Source organism: Phenylobacterium sp. J367 (assembly GCF_024699985.1).
Lineage (GTDB): Bacteria > Pseudomonadota > Alphaproteobacteria > Caulobacterales > Caulobacteraceae > Phenylobacterium.
The window spans coordinates 3871697-3893482 of the sequence record NZ_JAJONA010000001.1 but is presented as its reverse complement, the minus strand read 5'-3'; the positions used below and the strand labels follow the sequence as shown (position 1 = coordinate 3893482).

The 21786-nt window shown below is 71.1% G+C and carries 16 protein-coding genes and 3 pseudogenes; 9 read left to right on the top strand and 10 right to left on the bottom strand.

Annotated features, from left to right (window positions below):
* Nucleotides 1-57: 57 nt before the first annotated feature.
* Nucleotides 58-1205 (bottom strand): annotated as a pseudogene (locus tag LRS04_RS20760) (CaiB/BaiF CoA transferase family protein).
* A 60-nt stretch (nt 1206-1265) separates the two neighbouring features.
* On the bottom strand, nt 1266-2039 hold the full coding sequence (locus tag LRS04_RS20755) for an SDR family NAD(P)-dependent oxidoreductase (RefSeq protein WP_257817972.1): 774 nt from the start codon (nt 2037-2039) through the stop codon (nt 1266-1268).
* Nucleotides 2040-2166: 127 nt separating this feature from the next.
* Between LRS04_RS20755 and LRS04_RS20750 the strand changes: the two genes are divergently transcribed.
* The gene (locus tag LRS04_RS20750; RefSeq protein ID WP_257817970.1) at nt 2167-3495 is read left to right on the top strand and encodes a diguanylate cyclase domain-containing protein; all 1329 of its coding nucleotides are present in this window, start codon (nt 2167-2169) and stop codon (nt 3493-3495) included.
* A gap of 54 nt (nt 3496-3549) precedes the next feature.
* Here the strand turns inward: LRS04_RS20750 and mfd are convergent.
* A pseudogene (gene mfd / locus LRS04_RS20745) lies at nt 3550-6996 on the bottom strand (transcription-repair coupling factor).
* Between the two features lie 38 nt (nt 6997-7034).
* Nucleotides 7035-7340, bottom strand: coding sequence for a succinate dehydrogenase assembly factor 2 (locus LRS04_RS20740; protein WP_257817968.1), 306 nt, complete (start codon nt 7338-7340; stop codon nt 7035-7037).
* Nucleotides 7341-7384: 44 nt separating this feature from the next.
* On the opposite strand from LRS04_RS20740, the gene recG reads away from it, so the two are divergent.
* Nucleotides 7385-9460 (top strand): ATP-dependent DNA helicase RecG, encoded by a 2076-nt coding sequence (gene recG, locus LRS04_RS20735; RefSeq protein WP_257817966.1) that lies wholly within the window; start codon nt 7385-7387, stop codon nt 9458-9460.
* A 59-nt stretch (nt 9461-9519) separates the two neighbouring features.
* Nucleotides 9520-9855 carry a YciI family protein gene (locus LRS04_RS20730; protein WP_257817965.1) on the top strand — a complete coding sequence of 112 codons (336 nt, stop codon included), beginning with the start codon at nt 9520-9522 and terminating at the stop codon, nt 9853-9855.
* On the opposite strand, the gene LRS04_RS20725 is transcribed toward LRS04_RS20730, so the two are convergent.
* From LRS04_RS20725 to kdsA, 5 genes and pseudogenes are all read right to left on the bottom strand, one after another.
* On the bottom strand, nt 9852-10853 hold the full coding sequence (locus LRS04_RS20725; RefSeq protein WP_257817963.1) for an NADP-dependent oxidoreductase: 1002 nt from the start codon (nt 10851-10853) through the stop codon (nt 9852-9854). The two genes, LRS04_RS20730 and LRS04_RS20725, sit on opposite strands and share 4 nt — an antisense overlap.
* A gap of 56 nt (nt 10854-10909) precedes the next feature.
* Entirely contained in the window at nt 10910-12016 is a 1107-nt protein-coding gene (locus tag LRS04_RS20720; protein ID WP_257817962.1) for a DUF3089 domain-containing protein, read from the bottom strand.
* A gap of 3 nt (nt 12017-12019) precedes the next feature.
* On the bottom strand, nt 12020-13021 hold the full coding sequence (rfaD, locus tag LRS04_RS20715) for an ADP-glyceromanno-heptose 6-epimerase (protein ID WP_257817960.1): 1002 nt from the start codon (nt 13019-13021) through the stop codon (nt 12020-12022).
* Nucleotides 13018-14489 (bottom strand): annotated as a pseudogene (gene rfaE2, locus LRS04_RS20710) (D-glycero-beta-D-manno-heptose 1-phosphate adenylyltransferase). The gene rfaD and the pseudogene rfaE2 overlap by 4 nt, the downstream one beginning before the upstream one ends.
* Nucleotides 14490-14535: 46 nt before the next feature.
* Nucleotides 14536-15390 (bottom strand): 3-deoxy-8-phosphooctulonate synthase, encoded by an 855-nt coding sequence (gene kdsA, locus LRS04_RS20705; RefSeq protein WP_257817959.1) that lies wholly within the window; start codon nt 15388-15390, stop codon nt 14536-14538.
* Between the two features lie 114 nt (nt 15391-15504).
* On the opposite strand from kdsA, the gene LRS04_RS20700 reads away from it, so the two are divergent.
* Genes LRS04_RS20700 through LRS04_RS20685 form a run of 4 tightly spaced genes read left to right on the top strand, consistent with a single transcriptional unit; the run spans nt 15505 to nt 18334 of the window.
* Nucleotides 15505-16506, top strand: a complete 1002-nt coding sequence (locus LRS04_RS20700; RefSeq protein ID WP_257817958.1) for a cysteine synthase A — start codon at nt 15505-15507, stop codon at nt 16504-16506.
* Entirely contained in the window at nt 16503-17345 is an 843-nt protein-coding gene (sseA, locus tag LRS04_RS20695) for a 3-mercaptopyruvate sulfurtransferase (protein WP_257817956.1), read from the top strand. The genes LRS04_RS20700 and sseA overlap by 4 nt, the downstream gene beginning before the upstream one ends.
* A 51-nt stretch (nt 17346-17396) precedes the next feature.
* Nucleotides 17397-17864, top strand: a complete 468-nt coding sequence (locus tag LRS04_RS20690; RefSeq protein WP_257817953.1) for a GNAT family N-acetyltransferase — start codon at nt 17397-17399, stop codon at nt 17862-17864.
* A complete protein-coding gene (locus LRS04_RS20685) occupies nt 17846-18334 on the top strand; it encodes a GNAT family N-acetyltransferase (protein ID WP_257817952.1) in 489 nt (162 codons plus the stop codon). The genes LRS04_RS20690 and LRS04_RS20685 overlap by 19 nt, the downstream gene beginning before the upstream one ends.
* Before the next feature lie 105 nt (nt 18335-18439).
* Here the strand turns inward: LRS04_RS20685 and LRS04_RS20680 are convergent, their stop codons facing one another.
* Nucleotides 18440-19483 carry an amino acid ABC transporter substrate-binding protein gene (locus tag LRS04_RS20680; protein WP_257817950.1) on the bottom strand — a complete coding sequence of 348 codons (1044 nt, stop codon included), beginning with the start codon at nt 19481-19483 and terminating at the stop codon, nt 18440-18442.
* An 83-nt stretch (nt 19484-19566) separates the two neighbouring features.
* On the opposite strand from LRS04_RS20680, the gene metC reads away from it, so the two are divergent.
* Both metC and LRS04_RS20670 read left to right on the top strand, forming a co-directional pair.
* Complete coding sequence (metC, locus tag LRS04_RS20675) at nt 19567-20730, top strand: cystathionine beta-lyase (RefSeq protein WP_257817949.1); 1164 nt, start codon at nt 19567-19569, stop codon at nt 20728-20730.
* Between the two features lie 54 nt (nt 20731-20784).
* Nucleotides 20785-21780: an SDR family oxidoreductase gene (locus LRS04_RS20670; protein WP_257817947.1), complete on the top strand. Its 996-nt coding sequence runs from the start codon at nt 20785-20787 to the stop codon at nt 21778-21780.
* The last annotated feature ends 6 nt before the right edge of the window (nt 21781-21786 follow it).

Sequence of the window (21786 nt, the reverse complement as noted above, 5' to 3'; positions counted from 1 at the left end):
GGCCAACCTGGGATCAGTTCTAGGGTTTGCTGGCTGAACCCAAGCTGAATGGACCTTTCAGGAAACCCGGGTGTCGGCGATGGCGCCGGCGTCGGCCAGTTTGTCGATGTCGGGGCCGGTGAAACCCCACTCGAGGAGCGCCTCGCGGTCATGGGCGCCGATGGCCGGAGGCGGCCCCTGGATGGCGCCGGGCGTGGCCGAGAACCGGGGCGCGGGCCGGCTGCACGACGCCGGCCACCTCGACGAAGGTCTGGCGCGCGACGTTGTGCTCGTGCTTCGGGGCCTCGTCCAGGTCGAGCACCGGGGCGAAGCAGACATCCGTTGCGCCCATGATCGCGGTCCACTCGTCGCGGGTCTTCGTCGCGATCACGGCGGCGAGCTTGTCGCGCAGCTCCGGCCAGGCCTTGCGGTCCATCTGGGCGGCGAACGCCGGGTCCTGGATGCCGGTCTTCTCCAGCAGCAGAGCGTAGAACTGCGGCTCGATGGAGCCGATCGACACCCACTTGCCGTCCGAGCACTGGTAGGTGTCGTAGAAGTGCGCCCCGCCGTCGAGCAGGTTGGCGCGCCGCTCCTCCTGCCACATGCCGGCGCCCTTGAAGCCGTAGAACATGGCCATCAGCGAGGCCGCGCCGTCGCTCATGGCGCAGTCGACCACCTGACCCTGGCCGGTGGCGCGGGCCTGGATCACCCCGGCCAGCAGGCCGAAGGCCAGGTAGAGCGCCCCGCCCCCCGAAGTCGCCCACCAGGTTCAGCGGCGGCACCGGCTTGTCCTTCGTGCCGATGGCGTGCAGGGCGCCGGTGATGGCGATGTAGTTCATGTCGTGGCCGGCGGCGCTGGCGTAGGGCCCGGTCTGGCCCCAGCCGGTCATCCGGCCGTAGACGAGCTTCGGATTGCGGGCGAGCGCCACGTCGGGACCGAGGCCCAGGCGCTCCATGACGCCCGGCCGGAAGCCCTCGATGACGCCGTCGGCGGCTTCCATCAGCTTCAGGCAGGCCTCGACGGCCGCCGGGCTCTTCAGGTCCAGCGCCACCGAACGCCGGCCGCGGGAGGTGACATCGGAGGGCGCGCCGCCCCGGCCTGCGCCCTTGCGGTCGATCCGCACCACGTCGGCGCCGAGGTCCGAGAGCAGCATGCCGCAGAAGGGCCCCGGGCCGATGCCGGCGAACTCGATGATCTTCAGACCCGAAAGCGGTCCCTGGCCCATGGCGTCACTCCCTGATTATGCCGGCATCCAAGCATCCTGCCCTTCGGTGAGCCAACCCTGTCAGCGGCCGCCCGGCAGCGACTGGCCGTCGTCGACCGTGACGATCGAGCCGGTGATCGCCCGGGACGCGGGCCCCACCAGCATCAGGACGGCGGCGTCGAGGTCCGAGGCGTGCATCAGCCGGCGGCGCGGGAAGGCCTTGAGCTGCTTCTGGCCGCCTTCGGTCGGCCACCAGTCGGCGTTGATGTCGGTCTCGATGTAGCCGGGGCAGAGCGCGTTGACCGCGATCCCGCGCCTCGCCCACTCCCGCGCCAGGCTCTTGGTCAGCATGGCCGCCGCCGACTTGGAGCCGCAGTAGGCCGAGAGTCCGGGCAGCACGGTGTGGCTGGCGATCGAGGCGATGTTGAGGATGCGCGCCTCGCCGCGCTCGCCGGCGCCGGAGGCGATCATCCGCCTGGCGGCGGCCTGGGCCGCGAAGAACAGCCCCCGCACGTTCACGGCGAAGGTCTGGTCGAAGTCCTCGATGGAGAGATCGAGCGCCAGGCCCTCGCCGCCGACGCCCGCGTTGTTCACAAGAATGTTCAGGGGACCCAGGTCGGCTTCCACGGCGTCGAACGCTGGCCCGATGGACAGGGCGTCGGCCACGTCCAGCCGCAGCGCCATCGCCCGGCCCCCGCCGGCGTTGATCTCGTCGGCCAGGGCCTGGACCTTCTCGACGCGCCGGGCCGTGACCGCGACCGCGGCGCCCTCGGCGGCCAGCAGCCGGGCGAAGTGCTCGCCCAGTCCTCCGGACGCGCCGGTCACGATCGCCACCTGGCCGGTCAGGCTACCCATCGGATTTCTCCTCCCCCGCGACTCACCGCCGCTGCCGCACCTCATGCGAGCAAGGCTATTGTTCCTATTCGCCCCGCCGCGATTCCGTGCTTAGCACGTGGCAGGGTATCGTCAGGGAATGGGGGATATGGCGGCAGGCGTCCAGGCGCGGGTCCTGATCGTAGCGCGCGACGACGCGCTCGCGGGCACGCTCGCCGACGGTCTCGACCGCCTCGGCTGGCGCACGGTCACCGCGCGCGGCCCCTATGCGGCCATCGCCAGCCTCACCGACCTCCAGATCGAGGCGGCGATCATCGACCTGCGCGGCGGCGAGGACTTCCTGCTGCTCGCCATGCGCCTGAAGGCGGCCTGCGCCCCGCGCCGGCTGCCGGTCGTCGCCATCGGCGACCCGGACCCCTCGCTCTACACCCATGGCTTCGACCTGACGGTGGCGGCGCCGCTGCACCCGGCCCAAGCGGCCATGCGGCTGGAGAGCCTGGTCCGCGTCGCGGTGTCCGAAGAGGAGTTCGAGCTCCGGCAGGAGACCTTCGCCGAGCGCGGGCGCACCATGGATCTGCCCGCCGCCGACCTGACGCCGTTCCGCGTCCTGGCGATCGGCGAGCCGGCGCCGCAGTTCCTGGCGCTCGCCAATGCGCTGAAGGCCAACGGCGCGGACGTGGTCGGCGCCTTCACCGCCTACACCGCCTTCGACTACCTGCACGAGCGCACCTTCGACGCCGTGGTGCTCTGGGCGGGCGAGACCCCGCAGGAGGCCATGTCGATCGCCGCCGGCCTGCGCCGGAACACGCGGCTCTACCACACGCCCGCCCTGCTCTACATGAAGCGCGAGGCGGCGGTGACCATCTCGGAGGCCTATCACCGGGGCATCTCCGACGTGGCCTCCCCGGAGACGCCCGAGGGGGAGACGGCCAAGCGGATCGTCGAGCTGGCGCGCAGCTATCGCCGGGGCGTGGCCGTGCGCCAGTCGCTGGAGCAGGCGCGAAGCTCCGGCCTCATGGACGCCGCCACCGGCCTCTTCACCCGCGACCTGTTCGCCGCCCACCTGGCGCGGCTGGCCCAGGCGTCGCGGGTGCGCAACCGGCCGCTCAGCGTCTGCGTGCTCAAGGTGGCCGAGAAGCCCGAGGTGACGGCCGCCCGCGCCAACGGCTGGCTGGACCGCGCCGTGCCGCAGATCGGCTCGATGATCGGCCGCCTCGTCCGGGTGGAAGACACCGCCGCGCGGCTTGCGCCCGAGGTGTTCGCCCTCGCCCTCCCCGCCACGCCGCTTGCGGCGGCCCGCGCCGCCGGGGAGCGGATCAGCGCGGTGATCGGCTGCACCGCCTTCGAGGCCGGCGACGGCAAGCCGCCGTTCGTGGTCGACTTCGACATCGGCGTGGCCCAGGTGGGTTCGCCGGAGACGGTGGCCCGGGCGCTGGAGGAAGCCGCCTCCGAGGCCCACGGCCGCAAGGCGAGCTGATCCAGCTCCCGGCGCGGGCGCAAGGTTCTCGCGGGCGCCCAGGCCGGCCGCCGGCTAGGCCGACAGCTTCGCCAGCTCGCTGAGAATCTTCTCGGCCGCGTTCAGGCGCTGCTCGGGGGTAGCCCACTCGCCCTTCACGACGATCTTGTGATCCGGGCGCAGCTTCCAGGCGACCTGGTTCCGGGCCAGGAATTGCAGCAGCGCCGCCGGGTTCTTCGGCTGGTCGCCCCGGAAGGTCACGACCGCGCCCTTCGGGCCGACGTCGATCTTCGAGACGTGCGCCTGGCGGCAGAGGCCCTTGATGGCCACGACCTTCAGGAGCTGTCCGGCTTCCGGCGGCAGCGGACCGAACCGGTCGATCAGCTCGGCGGCGAGCGCCTCGCGGTCCTCGACCTTCTCGGCGTCGGACAGGCGTCGGTACATGGCCAGTCGGACGTTGAGGTCCGGGACGTACTCCTCGGGGATGAGCACGGCCGCGCCCGTGTTGATCTGCGGCGACCAGCCCCGGTCGAGGTCGAGCCCCTCGGCGCCGGCCCGGGTCTTCAGTTCGTTGACCGCGTCCTCCAGCATCTGCTGGTAGAGCTCGACGCCGATCTCCTTGATGTGGCCCGACTGCTCCTCGCCCAGCAGGTTGCCGCCGCCGCGGATATCGAGGTCGTGGCTGGCGAGCTGGAAGCCCGCGCCCAGGCTGTCGAGCGACTGCAGGACCTTCAGCCGCTTCTCGGCCGAGAGCGTGATCTGCTTCTCGGCGGGCGTGGTCATGTAGGCGTAGGCGCGGCTCTTCGCCCGGCCGACGCGGCCGCGCAGCTGATAGAGCTGGGCCAGGCCGAACATGTCGGCCCGGTGGATGATCAGGGTGTTGGCGGTCGGGATGTCGAGGCCGCTCTCCACGATGGTGGTCGACAGCAGCACATCGTACTGGCCGTCGTAGAAGGCGGTCATCACCTCCTCGAGCTGGGTCGGGGCCATCTGGCCGTGGCCGACCACGAACTTCACCTCGGGCACCTGTTCGCGCAGGTAGCGCTGCAGCTCCGGCAGGTCGGCGATGCGCGGGGCGACGTAATAGGCCTGGCCGCCGCGGTACTTCTCGCGCAGCAGGGCCTCGCGGATGACCACCGGGTCCCAGGGCGTGATGTAGGTCCGGACCGCCAGGCGATCGACCGGCGGGGTGGCGATGATCGACATCTCGCGGATGCCGGAGAGCGACATCTGCAGGGTCCGCGGGATCGGCGTCGCGGTGAGCGTCAGCATGTGCACGTCGGCGCGAAGCTCCTTGAGCTTCTCCTTGTGCTTCACCCCGAAATGCTGCTCCTCGTCGACGATGACGAGGCCGAGGTTCTTGAACTCGACCTGCTTCGACAGCACCGCGTGGGTGCCGACGATGATCTCCACCTCGCCCTTCTTCAGCCCCTCGCGGGTCTCGGCGGCCTCCCCTGGCCGGGACCAGGCGCGACAGGCGGCGGACCTTCACCGGCCAGCCCTCGAACCGCTCGGAGAAGGTCTTGAAGTGCTGACGGGCGAGCAGGGTCGTGGGCGCGACGATCGCCACCTGCTGGCCGCTCATGGCGACGACGAAGGCGGCGCGGAGCGCCACCTCGGTCTTGCCGAACCCCACGTCGCCGCAGATCAGCCGATCCATGGGCCTGCCGGCCGAGAGGTCCGCCAGCACGTCGCCGATGGCGTGCAGCTGGTCGTCCGTTTCCTCGTAGGGGAAGCGGGCGCAGAACTCCTCGAAGACGCCGTGCGGCGGGTCGACCGCCTCGGTGTGCTTGGTGGCGCGCTCGGCGGCGATGCGGATCAGGCCCTCGGCCATCTCGCGCAGGCGCTCCTTGGCCCGCGCGCGCCGGCCTTGCCAGGCCGCGCCGCCCAGCTTGTCGAGCTGCACGCCCTCGCTGTCCGCGCCGTACCGCGTCAGGAGGTCGATGTTCTCGACCGGCAGGTAGAGCTTGGCCTCACCGCCGTACTGCAGCTCCAGCGTGTCGTGAGGCGCGCCCTGCACGTCGAGGGTCTTCAGGCCCTCGTAGCGCCCGATCCCGTGGTCGATGTGCACCACGAGGTCGCCGGGCGTCAGGGACGCGGCTTCCGCCAGGAAGTTGGACGCACGGCGGCGGCGTTTCGGCCGCGCCAGCCGGTCGCCCAGGATGTCGGTCTCGGAGATGACCGCCAGGGCGTCGGTCTCGAAGCCCGCGTCTAGCGGCAGGACCACCCGCTGGGGCCGCTTCCGGATCGCCGGCCTTGGCCTGGTCCCAGTAGGCGGCGAAGGGGACGTCCTTCAGGCCGTGGTCGGCGAGCATGGAGCCGAGCCGGTCGGAGGAGCCCTCGGACCAGGAGGCGAAGAGCACCCGCTTCCCCTCGGACGCCAGCGTCCGGGCGTGGTCGGCGGTCGCCTCGAAGAGGTTGACCGAGTCCATCTTCCGCTCGGCGGCGAAACTGCGCCCCGTCCGCGCGCCCATGTCGATGACGACCTCGCCCTCGGCTTCCTGGAAGGCGGAGAACCGGCGCGTCGGGCGGACCGCCAGGCTCTCGGCCCACTCCGCGTCGTCGAGGTAGAGCCGGCTCGGCTCCAGCGGATGGTAGTGGATCTTCCGCTCGGTCTGTGAGCGGGCGTCGTAGGCGTCGGCGATGAGCGCCATACGCTCCTCGCGCGCCTCCCGGGCCAGATGGTCGAGGGCGACCAGGCTGTCGGGCGGCAGATAGTCGAAGAGCGTCGCCATGTCCGGGTAGAACAGCGGAAGGTAGTGCTCCATGCCCGCCCGGCGGCCGCCCTCGGAGATCGCCGCGTAGAGCGGATCGTCGCCCGGGGCGCCCGAAGGTCTCCAGATAGCCGGTGCGGAACCGGCTGATGGCGTCCTTGTCCAGCAGGGCTTCGTTCACCGGCAGGAGGCTCACCTCCTTGAGCTGCCGGGTGGACCGCTGGGTTTCCGGATCGAAGGCCCGGATGCTCTCGAGCGTGTCGCCGAACAGGTCGAGCCGCACCGGCTCCTCCGCCGACGGCGGGAAGACGTCGATGACGCCGCCACGGATGGCGAACTCGCCGCGCTCGGAGACGGTGGAGGCCCGCTGGTAGCCGTTGATGGCGAAGTAGCGCTCGAGATCGTCGATCACGACGCTGTTGCCGGTCCGGGCCGAGTAGCCGGCGCGCTGGACGATGGTCTTCGGCGGCACGCCCTGGATCAGCGCCGGCGCCGAGGTGACGAGCAGGGTCGGGACCTTCGGGTCGAGGCCGGCGGCCAGCCGCGACAGGGTCGTCATCCGCTGGGCGGAGACCGCCGCCGACGGACCGATCCGGTCGTAGGGCAGGCAGTCCCAGGCCGGGAAGGTCAGGATCTCGACGGTTTCGGCGAAGAAGCGGAAGGCGTCGGTGAAGGCCGAGATGCGGGCCGCGTCCCGAGCCACGAACACGGTCAGGCCCTTCCGGGCCCGGACCACGTCGGCCAGGACCATGGCGTCGAAGCCCTCGGGCGCGCCGACGAGGTCCAGCCGGCCGGGATCGTCCGCCACGCGGCGGAGCTGGGCGGCCGAGGGCGCCGCGCGTACCGTCAGCCGCCACGATCGTCCCCGCGAAGGTCGTTAAGTTCGAACCGGAACGCCTTGATCCGGTTCATGATCTCGGTGTCGTACTCGGGCGGCGTCGGCAGCGTCCCGATGATCCAGGCATAGAGGTCCTGATCGGGCGTCTCCAGCAGGCGCTCGAACCAGTCGAGCTCGCCTTCGTCCATGGTGTGGACATGGTTGTCCGCGAACGGCCCCAGGATGAGGTCCGCTTCCCGGAAGCCCCTGCGCCAGGCGCGGAACTTCAGCTTCTTGAGCCGTGCATCATCGGTGGTCATGAGAAGTCCGCGCATATAGAGCGCGCCTTGCGTCGGCGCCAGTCAGGTATGCTCGTTTCATGCGGCCGGAGATTCTATTTCCGCTCTATGCCCCCGTGACCTCGCTCAAGGGCGTGGGGCCGCGCGTCGCGCCCCTGCTTGAGCGGCTCGCGGGTCCGATCGTCCGCGATGTCCTGTTCCTGAGGCTGCATTCGATCGTGCTCAGGACCCCGGCGGTCCTGTCGGCGGCGCTGGACGGTCAGATCATGACCTTCGAGGTGACGGTCGAGGCCCACGAGCGGCCGCGGTCGAACGCCCAGCCCTGGCGGATGCGGGTCTCCGATCCCACCGGCTACATGACCCTCGTCTTCTTCGGCCGGTTCGGCGACGGCCTGGAGAAACGGCACCCGGTGGGCGCCAAGCGGATCATCTCCGGCAAGGTCGAGGACCAGAAGTTCGGCCGCCAGATGGTCCACCCCGACTACATGGTCGAGCCCGGCAAGGCCGACGAGATCCCCGAGCTGGAGCCGATCTACCCGGCGACCGAGGGCCTGCCCGCGCGCCGGGTGCGGACCTTCGTGCTGGAGGCGCTGGAGCGCGCGCCCGAGCTGCCGGAATGGCAGGATGCGGCCTGGCTCGCCCGGGAGCGGTTTCCCGCCTGGCGGGCCGCGCTGGCGCGACTGCACGCCCCGGAGGGCGAGGCCGACCTCTCTCCCCTCGCCCCGCACATGCGACGGCTGGCCTTCGACGAGCTGCTGGCCCACCAGCTCGCCATGGCCCAGCGGCGCGCCGAGCGCCGCCGGGAGCCTGGCGCGCGGATCGAGGCCAGCCGGACGGCCGACGACATCCGCGCCGACCTGCCCTTCGCCTTCACCGGAGCCCAGGAGCGCGCCCTGGCGGACATCCGCCGAGACCTGGTGGCGGGCGAGCGGATGAGCCGCCTGATCCAGGGCGACGTGGGCTCCGGCAAGACCGTGGTCGCCATGTGCGCCATGGCCGATGTGGCGGCGGGCGGCGGCCAGGCCGCGCTGATGGCCCCGACCGAGATCCTGGCGCGCCAGCACTACGAAACGATCGCAGCCCCGCTCTCGGACCACGGCATCGGCGTGATCCTGCTGACCGGACGCGACAAGGGCGCGGCGCGAGCGGAGAAGCTCAGGGCGCTGGCGTCGGGCGCTGTCCAGGTGGCGGTGGGGACCCACGCGCTGTTCCAGGACGACGTGGCCTTCCATCGGCTGCAGATGGCGGTGATCGACGAGCAGCACCGTTTCGGCGTGGCGGAACGCCAACGCCTGCAGGCCAAGGGCGAGGCCGTCCACCTTCTGGCCATGTCGGCGACCCCGATCCCGCGCACCCTGGAGCTGACCGTGTTCGGCGACCTCGACGTCAGCCGCATCGACGAGAAGCCCCCGGGCCGGACGCCCGTCGCCACCCGCGCCGTGCCGTCGGCCCGGATCGAGGAGGTGGAGGCGCGCCTGCGCGAGGCGGTGGCCGGCGGCGCCCAGGCCTTCTGGATCTGCCCGCTCGTCTCGGAGTCCGAGATCATCGACCTGAAGGCCGCCGAGGTCCGCGCCGCCGAGCTTCGCGAGCGCATCGGCCCGGGCGTCGGCCTGGTCCACGGCAAGATGACGCCCCAGGCCAAGGACGCCGTGATGGCCGACTTCGCCGACGGCAAGCTCACGGTGCTCGTGGCGACCACTGTGGTGGAGGTCGGCGTCAATGTGCCCAACGCCACCATCATGGTGATCGAGCATTCCGAGCGGTTCGGCCTGGCCCAGCTCCACCAGCTCCGCGGACGGGTCGGACGGGGCCGGCGGGAGAGCGCCTGCGTCCTGCTCTACGACGCCCCGCTCTCGGAGACCGCCCAGAAGCGGCTCGATATCCTGCGGCGCACCGACGACGGCTTCCTGATCGCCGAGACCGACCTGGAGCTGCGCGGCGGCGGCGACGCGCTGGGCCTGCGCCAGTCCGGCTTCCCGGCCTATGTCTTCGTCGACCCCATCGTGCACCGCGACCTGATCGCCGCCGCCGGCGACGACGCCCGGATGATCATGGACCGCGACCCTGCCCTCGCCTCGCCGCGCGGCCAGGCCCTGCAGGTGTTGCAGGAGCTTTTCGACTGGAAGGCCAACATGGCACTGAAGACCGCCGGCTGATTTGTCGGCCTGCACGTCGGACGGCCGTCTTCCAAGGGCCCATCGGCTGGAGATCCCGGATGAAACACCTCTGTCTCGTCTACATGGAGCCGGGCGGCCTCGACCGCCTGACGGCCGAGGAACGCGAGCGGCTCGACCGGGACTCCCTGGCCTATGACAGGGAGCTGGCGCGCCGGGGCCACTTCATCGCCGCCTCGGCGCTCCAGCCGACGCGGACGGCCCGCACCGTGCGCCGCGGGACCCTGCTCGACGGGCCGTTCGCCGAGACGAAGGAGGTGCTCGTCGGCTTCATCTTCCTGGACGCCGCCGACATGGAGGAGGCCATTCGGCTGGCCGCGGACATCCCGATGGCGAAGTACGCCGCGATCGAAGTGCGGCCGGAGTTCGACTTCTAGCGGACCTTCACCATCCGCTTGCCGCGGTTCTCGCCGGCCAGCAGGCCGACGAGGGCGGCCGGCAGGTTCTCCAGGCCGTCGATGACGTCCTCCTGGACCTTCAGCTTCCCCTCGGCGACCCAGCGCTGGAGATCGGCGAGCGCCTTCTCCCGCTGGTCGTCGAAGTCCATGACCACGAAGCCGCGGAGCGTCAGGCGCCGCGTGACGATCAGGCCGGGCACGCCGCGCGGACCGTGCGCCGGCGGCGCGCCGTCGTAGGAGGACAGCGCGCCGCAGCAGGCGATGCGGCCGAAGTTGTTCATCGAGAACAGGCAGGTCTCGAAGATGTCGCCGCCGACGTTGTCGAAATAGACGTCGATGCCGCCCGGCGCGTGCTCCTTGAGCTGAGCCCGGAGGTTGCCGGCCTTGTAGTCGGCCACCGCATCGAAGCCGAGCTCGTCGATCAGCCAGCGGCCCTTGGCCTCGCCGCCGGCGATGCCCACCACGCGGCAGCCCTGGATCTTGGCGATCTGGCCGACGATGGAGCCGACGGAGCCCGCCGCGGCGGAGACGACGACGGTCTCGCCGGCCTTGGGCTTCCCGCATTCCAGCAGGCCGAAGTAGGCGGTCAGCCCGGCCACGCCGTAGACGCTGAGCAGGTGGGTCATCGGCTCGAGCTTCGGCAGCTTCGCCAGCCGCTTGGTCGGCAGGACCGCATAGTCCTGCCAGCCGGTGTCGGCGGAGACGAGGTCGCCGGGTTCGAGCCCGCCGCCGTCCGCCTCCACCACCTCCGCCAGGGCGCCGCCGGCCATGACGTCGCCGGCCTTCAGGGCCGAGCGGTAGGTGGCGCCCTGCATCCAGGCGCGGTTGGCGGCGTCCAGCGAGATGTAGCGGGTGCGGAGCAGGGCCTCGCCCGGCCCGGGCGTCGGCCGCGCGCCCTCGGTGAGGCGGAAATGATCCGGCGACAGGTGTCCCTGCGGCAGCTCGGCGAGCAGGATCTGGCGATTGACGTCGGACATGGCGGCCTCCCTCTGGTTGTCGACAGGGAAGCCTGAACGCAGGCCGCGGCCAAGCCCTATCGGTGGAGGAAGGCGTCCGCCCGGCCTTCCGCGTCGGCCTCGAGGTCCGCGTAGAAGAGGTTGTAGCCCGGGACCTTGCGCCGCTCGGCCCAGCTTCCGGTGCGCTTCAGGGCGGAGGACCGGGGCGCGGAGACGCGGAGCACTCCGCCCTCGCAGCTGGCCGAGACCTGGCGGGCCATGAAGGCCGGCCGCGCGCCCCACTCCAGGTCCGTGGCGTTGGCCGCGCCGCGGTGGAGCCGTGCGGGCGCCGGCTCGTCGGTCGTCGCGCTGAGGATCGGGTTGAAGCAGAGCGGCCGGCGGCCCTTCAGGTTCTCCAGGTCGCCGCCGGGGGTCCAGACGAGCGCACGGTCGAGGAGGACCTGGGCGCGTTCGAACTCGGCGGTGTTGATGCTGGCCCAGGCGGCGAGGCAGCCGGTCTGGCCCGGCCCTTCGCAGGGCGGGATCGGCGGCGCGTCGGCCGGGACGATCGTCTCGGGCAGGTAGGCGGCCACGAGGCGGCTCCGGAGCTCCGGATCGAGCGCCACCTCCTCCCTCAGGAGGCGGGCGGCGAGCGTGCCGCCCTGCTCCACCCCGACGATGATGAAGGGTCGGCCCCTGTTGTACCGGGCCACGTAGGTGCGGAAGGCCTGGGACACGTCGCCATAGGCGAACCGTCGGGCCTCGCGGGCGTCTTCGCGGAGCGTCAGCAGGCTGTACAGGCTGGCCTGGCGGTAGCGGGGCGCGAAGATGCGGCCGACCCGGACGAAGGGGCCGACGTAGTTGGGCGCCATCCGACGCACGAACAGGTCGGCTGAGTCCGCGTCGTCGATGGGGGCGTTCCAGTCCTCGCCGCCGTCATAGACCGTCGGCGAGACGAAGAAGACGTCGACGGCCGGATCGGCGGCGCCCGGCGCCTCGGGACGGGTCGGCATCAGCCACCAGGCGGCGCCGACGCCATAGTTCGGGGCCGGCGGCGGGTCGTAGGTTTGGAACGGCACCTTGGGATCGAGCGCGGTGCGCCGGAGATCCTCCCAGAAGACGCCGGTCGCGATGGCCAGGACGACCGCCACCCCGAGGACGAAGGCGGCGAGCCACCGGGTCCGGCGCGGCAGCGGCCCGTCCATCGCCTAGCGGTAAGGGTCGGGCTGGGAGAGGTAGCCCCGCACGTAGTCGCCGATCCCGTCCTCCAGCGTCGTCATCGGCTTCGGGTAGCCGGCCTGGAACAGCCGGTCCATCTTCGCCTCGGTGAAGTACTGGTACTTGTCGCGGATCGCCGGCGGCATGGGCGTGTACTCGATCTCGGCGTTGCGGCCGGCCGCCTCGAAGACCTGGCGGGCCATCTCCTCGAAGGTGCGGGCCTTGCCGCTGCCGAGGTTGTAGATGCCGTTCACCTGCGGGTTCTCGTAGAGCCAGCGCGAGACGTCGGCGGCGTCGCGCACATAGACGAAGTCGCGGGTCTGGCCGCCGTCCGGGACGTCCTTGCGGTAGCTCTTGAAGAGCTGGACGGCATGGCCCTCGCGCACCTTCGGCCAGATCTGCGAGGCCACGGACTTCATCGAGTGCTTGTGCTCCTCGTTGGGCCCGTAGACGTTGAAGAACTTCAGCCCCACCCACTGCGGCGGGGCGTAGTCCCGGGCCGCCTGGCGCGCCGCGAAGAGGTCGAACAGCGCCTTCGACCAGCCGTAGGTGTTGAGCGGGCGGAGTGCGGTCAGCGCCTCATAGCTGTTGTCGTCGTCGAACCCCTGCTCGCCGGACCCATAGGTCGCCGCCGAGGACGCATAGACGAAGCGGCGCTGGCGGTCCGCACACCAGCGGAACAGGTCGCGGCTGAGGGTGAAGTTCGAATGGATGATCTTGTCGGCGTCCGGCTCCGTCGTCGACGAGACCGCGGCCATGTGGACGACCAGCTCCACGTCCCGCCACCGCTTCTCCAGCCAGTCGAACATGGCCTCGGGCGCCACGAAGTCGCCGATCGGGTGCTTGGCGATGTTGCGCCACTTGCCGAGTTCGGCCTCTCGCAAGCGGTCGCAGACCACCACGTCGAGCGTCGGGTCCTCGGCCAGGCGGGCGACGATGTTCGAGCCGATGAAGCCGGCCCCGCCGGTGACGAAGGCGATGCGACGGGTCATGCCTCTTCCTTTCGGCTCATCCGGCGGATGGCGGCGGTGGTCGAATAGCCCTCGACGATCTCGGCCAGCTTCACCTCGCCGCCCCAGGACCGGACCTCCCTGGCGCCCACCACCTCGGCCTCGGTGTAGTCGGCGCCCTTGATCAGGACGTCGGGCCGGGCGGCCTCGATCAGCCTGAGCGGGGTGTCCTCGTCGAAGGGCACCACTAGGTCGACGCTGCCGAGGCCGGCGAGCACGAGGGCGCGGCTTTCCAGGTCGTTGACCGGGCGTCCCTCCCCCTTCAGCGCCCGGACCGAGGCGTCGGAGTTCAGGCCGACGACCAGGCGGTCGCACCAGGTCCGGGCCTGGCCGAGGTAGGCCACGTGGCCCTTGTGCAGGATGTCGAAGCAGCCGTTGGTGAACCCGACGCGCAGGCCCTTGGCGCGCCAGCGGGCGACCTCGTCGGAGAGGCGCTGGAGCGTGGCGACCTTCGCCTCGGCCGGGGCCAGGTGGGCGGTGATCGCGGCCTCGACCAGTTCCTCGGGGCTGACGGTGGCGGTGCCGACCTTGCCGACGGCCACGCCGGCGGCGAGCTGGGCGAAGCCGATGGCCTCGTCGAGGGTGGCCCCGGCGGCCAGGGCGAGACCCAGGGCGGCGATGGTGGTGTCGCCGGCGCCCGAAACGTCGAACACTTCGCGGGACACGGTCGGGAAGTGGCGCACCGGCTGACCCCGGAGCGCCAGCGTGATGCCCTTGGCCGCGCGGGTGACCAGGACGCCCTTGGCGTCCCAGAGTTCCAGGGCGCGGGCCAGCGCCGCCTCGACCTCGGCGTCCGTGCCGGTGGGCAGGTCGGTCGCGTGGGCAAGCTCGAGGGCGTTCGGCTTGATCAGATCGACGGCGCCGTAGCGGGCGAAGGAGCGGGCCTTGGAGTCCACGACCACCTTGGCCCCGGTCGCCTTCGCAGCCTCGAGGCAGGCGGCGATCAGGGCGTCGGTCACCACGCCCTTGCCGTAGTCGGACAGGAGGATGACCCCTGCCCCATCGATGGCGTCGCGGACCGTGCGGACCAGGCGCTGCTCACAGTCGCCGGTGACCGGGCGGCTCTCCTCCAGGTCGACGCGCAGAAGCTGCTGCTGGCCGGACACGTAGCGGACCTTCAGGGTCGTGGGCCGTCCGGTGTCGGTGACGAGATAGCCCTCGATGCCGCTTTCGGCGCCCACGAGGCTCATGGCCTCGTGGCCCTCAGGTCGCTGCCGATCAGGCCGACCAGGGCGACCGTCCCCCCGAGCGCGGCGACGTTGCGGGCCACGTTGCCGGCGGCCCCAAGCATGACGGTCTCGCGCTTGCGGGCCAGGACGGGGATCGGCGCTTCGGGGGAGATCCGGCTTACCTCGCCGTACACGAAGCGGTCGATCATCACGTCGCCGACGCAGACGACCCGGCGGCCCGCCGCGTCACCCAGGAGATGCTGGAGCGCTGAGAGATCCATGGTCACTAGCCTGTGCGGCGCGTCGGCGGCGGGGTCAACCCGCGGCTCAGCCGTTCACCACGGCGTGCAGGGCCTTGAGCGTGGCGAGCAGGTCCTTGGCGCCATCCAGGGGCAGGCAGCTCGGGCCGTCGCACAGCGCCTTGTCCGGATCCGGGTGGAATTCCAGGAAGACACCGTCGGCGCCGGACGCCACGGCGGCCTTGGCGATCACCGCCACGCCTTCGCGCCGTCCGCCGGTCGAGGCGCCGCCGGTCCGCGGGTCGGCGCCGGGGAGCTGGACGGCATGGGTGGCGTCGATCGTGACGGGGACGCCGAGCTTCTTCATCTCGCCGATGCCGAGCATGTCGACGATCAGGTTGTTGTAGCCGAAGGAATTGCCGCGCTCGCAGAGGATGGTGAACTCGGCGCCGTCGGTGGCTTCCTGCACCTTGGAGACGATGTTCTTCGCGTCCCAGGGGGCGAGGAACTGGCCCTTCTTCACGTGCAGCCAGCCGCCGGCCGCATGGGTGGCGCGGGCCGCGGTGACCACGAGGTCGGTCTGCCGGCAGAGAAAGGCCGGGATCTGCACGATGTCGGCGACCGCGGCGACCGGGGCGGCCTCCTCCGGCGCGTGGATGTCGGTGGCGATCGGCACGTCCACCTGCCGCTTCACCTCGGCGAGAATCTCCAGGCCCTTCTGCAGGCCGGGGCCACGGAAGCTCTTGATCGAGGAGCGGTTGGCCTTGTCGTAGCTCGCCTTGAACACATAGGGCAGGCCGAGTTCGGCGCAGACGGCCTTCAGATGGCGCGCGGTGGCGAGCGCCAGGTCCAGGTCCTCGATGACGTTGAGCCCGGCGATCACCAGCAGCGGATGGCCGTCGCCGATCGAGAGGTTCCAGCGGTCGAGCGTCAGAGCGGGCATCTCGCAATCCCTGCAGAGGAGGTCGGCGGCTAAGTGGCCTGCCGCGCGGGCGGGCACAAGAGCTTCGCGCGCCGGCCCCTGTTCCTGCGGGCCCCCGACGCTTAAGTAGCGATCATGGAAGTCGCCAGAAGCGTCCTGGACGCCATCGGAAACACGCCGCTCATCCGCCTGAACCGGGCGAGCGAGGCCACGGGCTGCGAGATCCTCGCCAAGGCCGAGTTCATGAATCCGGGCCAGTCGGTAAAGGACCGGGCCGCGCTGTGGATCGTCCGCGACGCCGAGTCGAAGGGCCTGCTTCGCCCGGGAGGCCGGATCGTGGAGGGCACGGCGGGCAATACCGGCATCGGGCTCGCCATGGTCGGCAAGGCGCTGGGCTACAGATGCACCATCGTCATCCCGCGCACCCAGAGCCAGGAGAAGAAGGACGCCATCCGGCTGTACGGCGCGGAACTCGTCGAGGTGGACGCGGTCCCCTACGCCAATGAGAACAACTATGTGAAGTATTCCGGCCGCTTGGCCGCGGAACTTGACGCCAAGGAGCCGGCCGGCGCGGTCTGGGCCAACCAGTTCGACAACGTGGCGAACCGCCAGGCCCACGTCGCCGGCACAGGTCCGGAGATCTGGCGCCAGACCGGCGGCACGGTCGACGGCTTCGTCTGCGCGGTGGGTTCCGGCGGGACGCTGGCCGGCGTCGCCGAGGCCCTGCGCGAGCGGAAGAAGGATGTGGTGATCGGCCTCGCCGACCCGCACGGCGCCGCGCTCCACGCCTACTACACCGACGGGGAACTGAAGGCCGAGGGCAGTTCGATCAGCGAGGGCATCGGCCAGGGGCGGATCACCGCCAACCTGGAAGGCCTCGCCATCGACCGCTCCTACCGGATCTCCGACGAGGAGATGCTGCACGCGATCTATGACCTCGTGGAATACGAGGGCCTGGTGATGGGCGGCTCGACGGGGATCAACGTCGCCGGCGCGATCCGCCTCGCCAAGGACCTGGGTCCCGGCCACACCGTGGTGACGATCCTCTGCGACCACGGTCAGCGCTACCAGTCGAAGATCTACAACCCGGGCTTCCTCGGCGAGAAGGGCCTGCCGGTCCCCACGTGGCTGGCATGACAGATCCCGTCGTCTCCACGGCCTGGCTGGGCGAACGCGTCGGCGATCCGGCTATCCAGGTCGTCGACGCCACCCTGCCGAAGGTCGGCCAGGCAGGCCATGGGCGCGACAGCTACGCGGCGGGTCATCTCCCCGGCGCGGTGTTCTTCGACATCAACGGCGTCTGCGATCCGGCGACCGACCTGCCGCACATGCTGCCGACCCCGGAGGCGTTCGCGGAGATGATCGGCGAGCTGGGTCTGCGCCGGGACGCGACGATCGTCGTCTACGACGCCCACGGCATCTACTCGGCGCCCAGGGTCTGGTGGACGCTGCGGACCATGGGGTTCCCGAGGGTGTTCGTGCTGGACGGCGGGTTGCCCAAGTGGCGCGCCGAGGGCCGGCCGGTGGAGACCACCCCGTCCGCACCGGCGGCCAGCCAGCTCGACGCGGCGTTCGACGCCGGCCTGGTCCGCGACCTGGACGCCGTGCGCCAGCTCCTGGAGCGGCGCGAGGCCCAGGTGGTGGACGCCCGTCCGGCGGCGCGGTTCCGCGGCGAGGCCGCCGAGCCCAGGCCGGGCCTGCGGTCGGGCCATATGCCGGGCGCGCTCAACCTGCCCTCCGACGGCGTCGTCCGGCCCGACGGGACCCTGAAGTCCGCCGACGAGCTGCGCGCCCTGTTCGAGGACGCCCAGGTGGACCTCGCCCGCCCGATCGTCACCACCTGCGGCTCGGGCGTGACCGCCTCGACCCTGGCGCTGGCGCTCGCCCGCCTCGGCCGCGAGGACGTGGCGGTCTATGACGGTTCGTGGTCCGAGTGGGGCGCACGGGCGGACGTTCCTGTCGTCACCGGAGCCTGACCCATCGAGATCCGCCCCGCCCGCCCGGAAGACCTCGCCGCCCTGCCCGCCGTGGAGCTCTCCGCCGCGGGATCCTTCCACGGCCGCGACGTGCCCGAGCGCATCTTCAGCGAGTTCACCCCGCCCGAGGCCTGGAGCGGGCGGCAGGAGGCCGGCACCCTGTGGGTCGCGGTCGCGGGCGGCCACGTGCAGGCCTTCCTCGGCGCCACGGCCCACGGCGAGCGCCTGCATATCGACGAGTTCGCCGTCGCCCAGGGCCATCAGGGCAAGGGCCTCGGTCGCCGGATGTTGGCCGAGGTGATCGCCTTCGCGCGCGGGGCCGGCTTCCGGCGACTGAGCCTGACGACCTTCCGCGACGTGCCGTTCAATGGACCCTTCTACGCCTCGGCCGGATTCCGGTTCTGGGACGACGCGCCGCCCGAGTTCGACGCCATTCTCGCGGGCGAAGCAGCGCGCGGCCTCAGGACCGCTGCGCCATGGTGCTGGAGCTCTGAGCCGCGATGGCCGCTGACGTTGTGATCCGCCGCGCGACACCCCAGGACGCCGCCGCCCTCGGCCGCCTGGGCGCCGCCCTCGTCGCCCTACACCACAGCTTCGATCCCCAGCGCTTCATCGCCGCCACGCCGCAGACGGAGCGCGGCTATGCGGCCTTCCTGAAGGACGAGGCCCAGCGCGAAGGCGCCTTCGTCCTGGTCGCCGAGCAGGCCGGCCGGGTGGTCGGCTACGCCTATGGCGCCCTCGAAGACTTCGACTGGCTGGCGCTGCGCGGCCCCTGTGGCGCGGTCCACGACCTGCTGGTCGACCCCGACCACCGTGGCCATGGGACGGGCCGGCGCCTGCTGGAGGCCATGGCCGCGGCCCTGCTCGACGCCGGCGCGCCGCGCATCGTCCTCTCCACCGCCCACGCCAACGCAGACGCCCAGCGGCTGTTCGCCGCCGCCGGCTTCCGCCCGACCCTCATCGAAATGGCCCGTGAGCGTCCAGCCTAGCGGGAAGCCCGTCGAGCTCTCCGCGTGACGCCTGTGGGCTGCGGATGGTTCAGCGCATCGGCGGGGCGTACATCAGGCCGGGCTTCGGAGCGTTCCAGAGCGCGTTCAGGCCGCGATCGAGGTTGAGGGCGGAGTCGGCCCCCCACGTCCCGCCGGAAGATCTCGTGATAGGCGCCGACCTGCTTGATGACCTGGTAGGCCCAGTCGTCCTTCAGGCCGAGCAGCGGGCCCAGGCCGCCTTCGAGGCCGAGCAGGCGCCGCGCCTGCGGGTCGGTGACCGTCTCCCCGGGCCGCCTCCACGGTGCGGGAGGTCAGCCCCAGCTCTTCGGCGAGCACGGTCGCGTAGACCGTCCAGCGGACGATGTCGGCCCACGTGGGATCCGTCTGCCTCACCACGGGGCCGAGAGGCTCCTTGGAGATCACCTCGGGCAGGATGACGTGCGCCCCCGGGTTGTTGAGCACCGAGCGCGAAGCCGCCAGCGCCGAGATGTCGGCGCTGAACACGTCGCAGGCCTCCTCCTGATACAGACGCCGCGCGTCTTCCTCCGACGCCGCCATAACGGGCTGGAAGCGGAGGCCCCGGCTGTTGAACCAGTCCGCGAGGTTGGCCTCGCTGGCCGTACCCGACTGGACGCAGATCCGCGCGCCCGAGAGTTCCTCCGCGCTCGTCACGCCGAGCGACCGCGGGGCGAGGAAGCCCTGGCCGTCGTAGTAGGTGACCGCCGCGAAATCGAGGCCCAGGCCGGCGTCGCGGGCGAAGGTCAGGCTCGTATTGCGCGCCAGGAGGTCGATCTGGCCCTTCTGGAGCGCGCTGAAGCGGTCCTGGGCGACGATCGGGATGAAGCGCACCTTGGCCGCATCGCCCAATGTGGCGACGGCCACCGCCCGGCAGATGTCCACGTCGAAGCCGCGCCAGACGCCGCGGGCGTCCGGGAAGGCAAATCCCGGAAGACCTGGATGAACGCCGCAGGCGACATAGCCGCGCTTGCGCACCGCCTCGAGCGTCGGACTGACGGCGGGGGTGTAGGCGATGGCCGCGGGCGTCTGAACCTTCGGAGCGGCCTTCGCCGGCTCGGGCGGCGCCGGCTGGCGTTCGCACGCCGCCAGGCAGAGGCTGAACATCGCCGTCGCCGCCAGGCGCCTGATCATGCCTGCTCCTTGATCGTGGAAACCCTTGGGCTCTATGTGCCCGCAGGCACTTTCGCCAGCGCAACCTGGGCCCGCAACCCCGCATGGACGACGAAACCCGCCTGATCCGCGCCGGAAGCACGCCGCCCAAGCTGGTGAAGACCGTGGGGCCGCCCATCCAGAAGGGCTCGACCGTCCTCCTGCCCAGCGCAGCGGCGCTCTATGACGACGACAACCACGTCACCTATGGCCGACAGGGGCTCGCCGCCCAGGCGGCGCTGCAGGAGGCGCTGGCGACCCTGGAGGGCGCGGTCGGCGTCGCGCTCTATCCCTCCGGCCTCGCAGCCATGGCCGGCGCTCTCCTGGCCGTGCTGAAGACCGGCGACGAGGTGCTGGTCAGCGACGCCATCTACAAGCCGACGCGAAGGTTCTGCGACCTCGTGCTCAAGCGTTTCGGGGTGAAGACCACCTACTATCCGCCCGACCTCGACGCCGAGACCCTGGTGAAGGGCGCCTCGGATGCCGTGCGGCTGATCCTGCTGGAGAGCCCCGGCTCGCTGACCTTCGAGATGGTGGATCAGTCCCGCGTCGCCGAACTCGCCCGCGAACGCGGCATCCTGACGGCGTCCGACAACACCTGGGGCGCGGGATATCTCTACAAGCCGCTGCATCATGGCGTGGACATCTCGATCCAGGCGCTGACCAAGTATGTCGGCGGCCACTCCGACGTCTTCATGGGATCGGCCGCGGCGCGCGACCCGGCCCTGGTCAGGAAGCTCGACGAGGGCGTGCTCCACCTCGGCTGGGCGGTCTCACAGGACGACGCCTACCAGATGCTCCGGGGCCTCAGGACCCTGCCGACCCGCCTGGAGCGGCACGGGGCCAGCGCCCTGAAGCTGGCGCACTGGTTGAAGGCGCGGCCCGAGGTGGCGGAGATCTATCACCCCGCCCTGCCCGGCGCGCCCGGGCACGAACTCTTCGCCCGGGACTTCCGCGGCGGCTGCGGCCTCTTCGCCTTCGCGCTGAAGCCGGCGCCGGAGGCGGCGGTGAACGCCTTCCTGGACGCGCTCACCCTGTTTGGCCTGGGATTCTCGTGGGGCGGGTTCGAGAGCCTGGCGATCTCCTGCGACCCCCAGCTGCACACCCGGACGTTCAAGCGCGACTACGGCGGCCCGCTGATCCGGCTGCATGTGGGCCTGGAGAACGCCGACGACCTGATCGCCGACCTGACGCGCGGGCTGGCGGCCTACGCCGCGGACGCCGCCTAGGAACCTCCCCACGCCCCGGCAGTTGCCCCGCTGAACACCAGCGAGGGACATGCCATGAGCCAATCCGAAACCGGCCGCTTCGCCGCCGAGGGCGACCGCGCCGCCCAGGCCGAACGCGAGATCCAGGCGCCGCTCGACGCCAAGCACGAGCAGCGTTCCTTCGAGTCCGGCGAGGACGAGAAGCCCATGCAGGCCGGCGCACGGGAATACCCCGTTCCGCCGCTCCCGAGGCAGCATCTGGAAAAGCCCGGCGTGGAGGCCGACCTCGAGCTGCAGCCCATGTGGGATGCGCCCTACTGGGAGGGCTCGGGCAAGCTGAAGGACAAGGTCGCGCTGATCACCGGGGCCGATTCCGGCATCGGGCGGGCAGTGGCGGTGCTGTTCGCCCGGGAGGGCGCCGACGTCGCCATCGCCTACCTGAACGAGGACGAGGACGCCGAGCTGACCAAGCAGGCCGTCGAGAAGGAAGGCCGGCGCGCCATCCTTATCCCGGGCGACGTGGCCGACCCGGCCTATGCCGCCGTCGCCGTGCAGAAGACGCTGAAGGAGCTCGGGAAGCTCGACATCCTGGTGAACAACGCCGCCTTCCAGAACCACGTCCACGACATCGCCGACCTGACGCTCGAGCACTTCGACCGGACGCTGAAGACCAACCTCTACGGCTATTTCCACATGGCCCAGGCGGCGATCCCGCACATGAAGCCGGGCTCGGCGATCGTGAACACCGGCTCGGTCACCGGCATCGATGGGGAGAAGCGCCTGCTCGACTATTCCATGACCAAGGGCGGCATCCACGCCTTCACCCGCGCTCTGGCCGGCAGCCTCGTGCCCAAGGGCATCCGGGTGAACTGCGTGGCGCCGGGGCCGGTCTGGACGCCGCTCAACCCCGCCGACAAGGTGGGCAAGGAGATCGAGGAATTCGGGGCGAAGGTCCCGATGAAGCGCCCGGCCCAGCCGGAAGAGATCGCGCCAGCCTTCGTCTTCCTCGCCTCTCCGCAGATGTCGAGCTACATCACCGGCGAAGTCCTGCCGGTGATCGGCGGATACTGAGGGGCC

Bases quoted from the DNA above. Each gene is read 5' to 3' on its own strand.
- LRS04_RS20680 (WP_257817950.1), bottom strand. From the start codon at position 19,483: ATGATCAGGCGCCTGGCGGCGACGGCGATGTTCAGCCTCTGCCTGGCG.
- metC (WP_257817949.1), top strand. From the start codon at position 19,567: ATGGACGACGAAACCCGCCTGATCCGCGCCGGAAGCACGCCGCCCAAG.
- LRS04_RS20730 (WP_257817965.1), top strand. From the start codon at position 9,520: ATGAAACACCTCTGTCTCGTCTACATGGAGCCGGGCGGCCTCGACCGC.
- kdsA (WP_257817959.1), bottom strand. From the start codon at position 15,390: ATGCCCGCTCTGACGCTCGACCGCTGGAACCTCTCGATCGGCGACGGC.
- LRS04_RS20720 (WP_257817962.1), bottom strand. From the start codon at position 12,016: ATGGACGGGCCGCTGCCGCGCCGGACCCGGTGGCTCGCCGCCTTCGTC.
- LRS04_RS20755 (WP_257817972.1), bottom strand. From the start codon at position 2,039: ATGGGTAGCCTGACCGGCCAGGTGGCGATCGTGACCGGCGCGTCCGGA.
- LRS04_RS20750 (WP_257817970.1), top strand. From the start codon at position 2,167: ATGGCGGCAGGCGTCCAGGCGCGGGTCCTGATCGTAGCGCGCGACGAC.
- LRS04_RS20670 (WP_257817947.1), top strand. From the start codon at position 20,785: ATGAGCCAATCCGAAACCGGCCGCTTCGCCGCCGAGGGCGACCGCGCC.
- LRS04_RS20685 (WP_257817952.1), top strand. From the start codon at position 17,846: ATGGCCGCTGACGTTGTGATCCGCCGCGCGACACCCCAGGACGCCGCC.
- rfaD (WP_257817960.1), bottom strand. From the start codon at position 13,021: ATGACCCGTCGCATCGCCTTCGTCACCGGCGGGGCCGGCTTCATCGGC.
- LRS04_RS20740 (WP_257817968.1), bottom strand. From the start codon at position 7,340: ATGCGCGGACTTCTCATGACCACCGATGATGCACGGCTCAAGAAGCTG.
- sseA (WP_257817956.1), top strand. From the start codon at position 16,503: ATGACAGATCCCGTCGTCTCCACGGCCTGGCTGGGCGAACGCGTCGGC.
- recG (WP_257817966.1), top strand. From the start codon at position 7,385: ATGCGGCCGGAGATTCTATTTCCGCTCTATGCCCCCGTGACCTCGCTC.
- LRS04_RS20700 (WP_257817958.1), top strand. From the start codon at position 15,505: ATGGAAGTCGCCAGAAGCGTCCTGGACGCCATCGGAAACACGCCGCTC.
- LRS04_RS20725 (WP_257817963.1), bottom strand. From the start codon at position 10,853: ATGTCCGACGTCAATCGCCAGATCCTGCTCGCCGAGCTGCCGCAGGGA.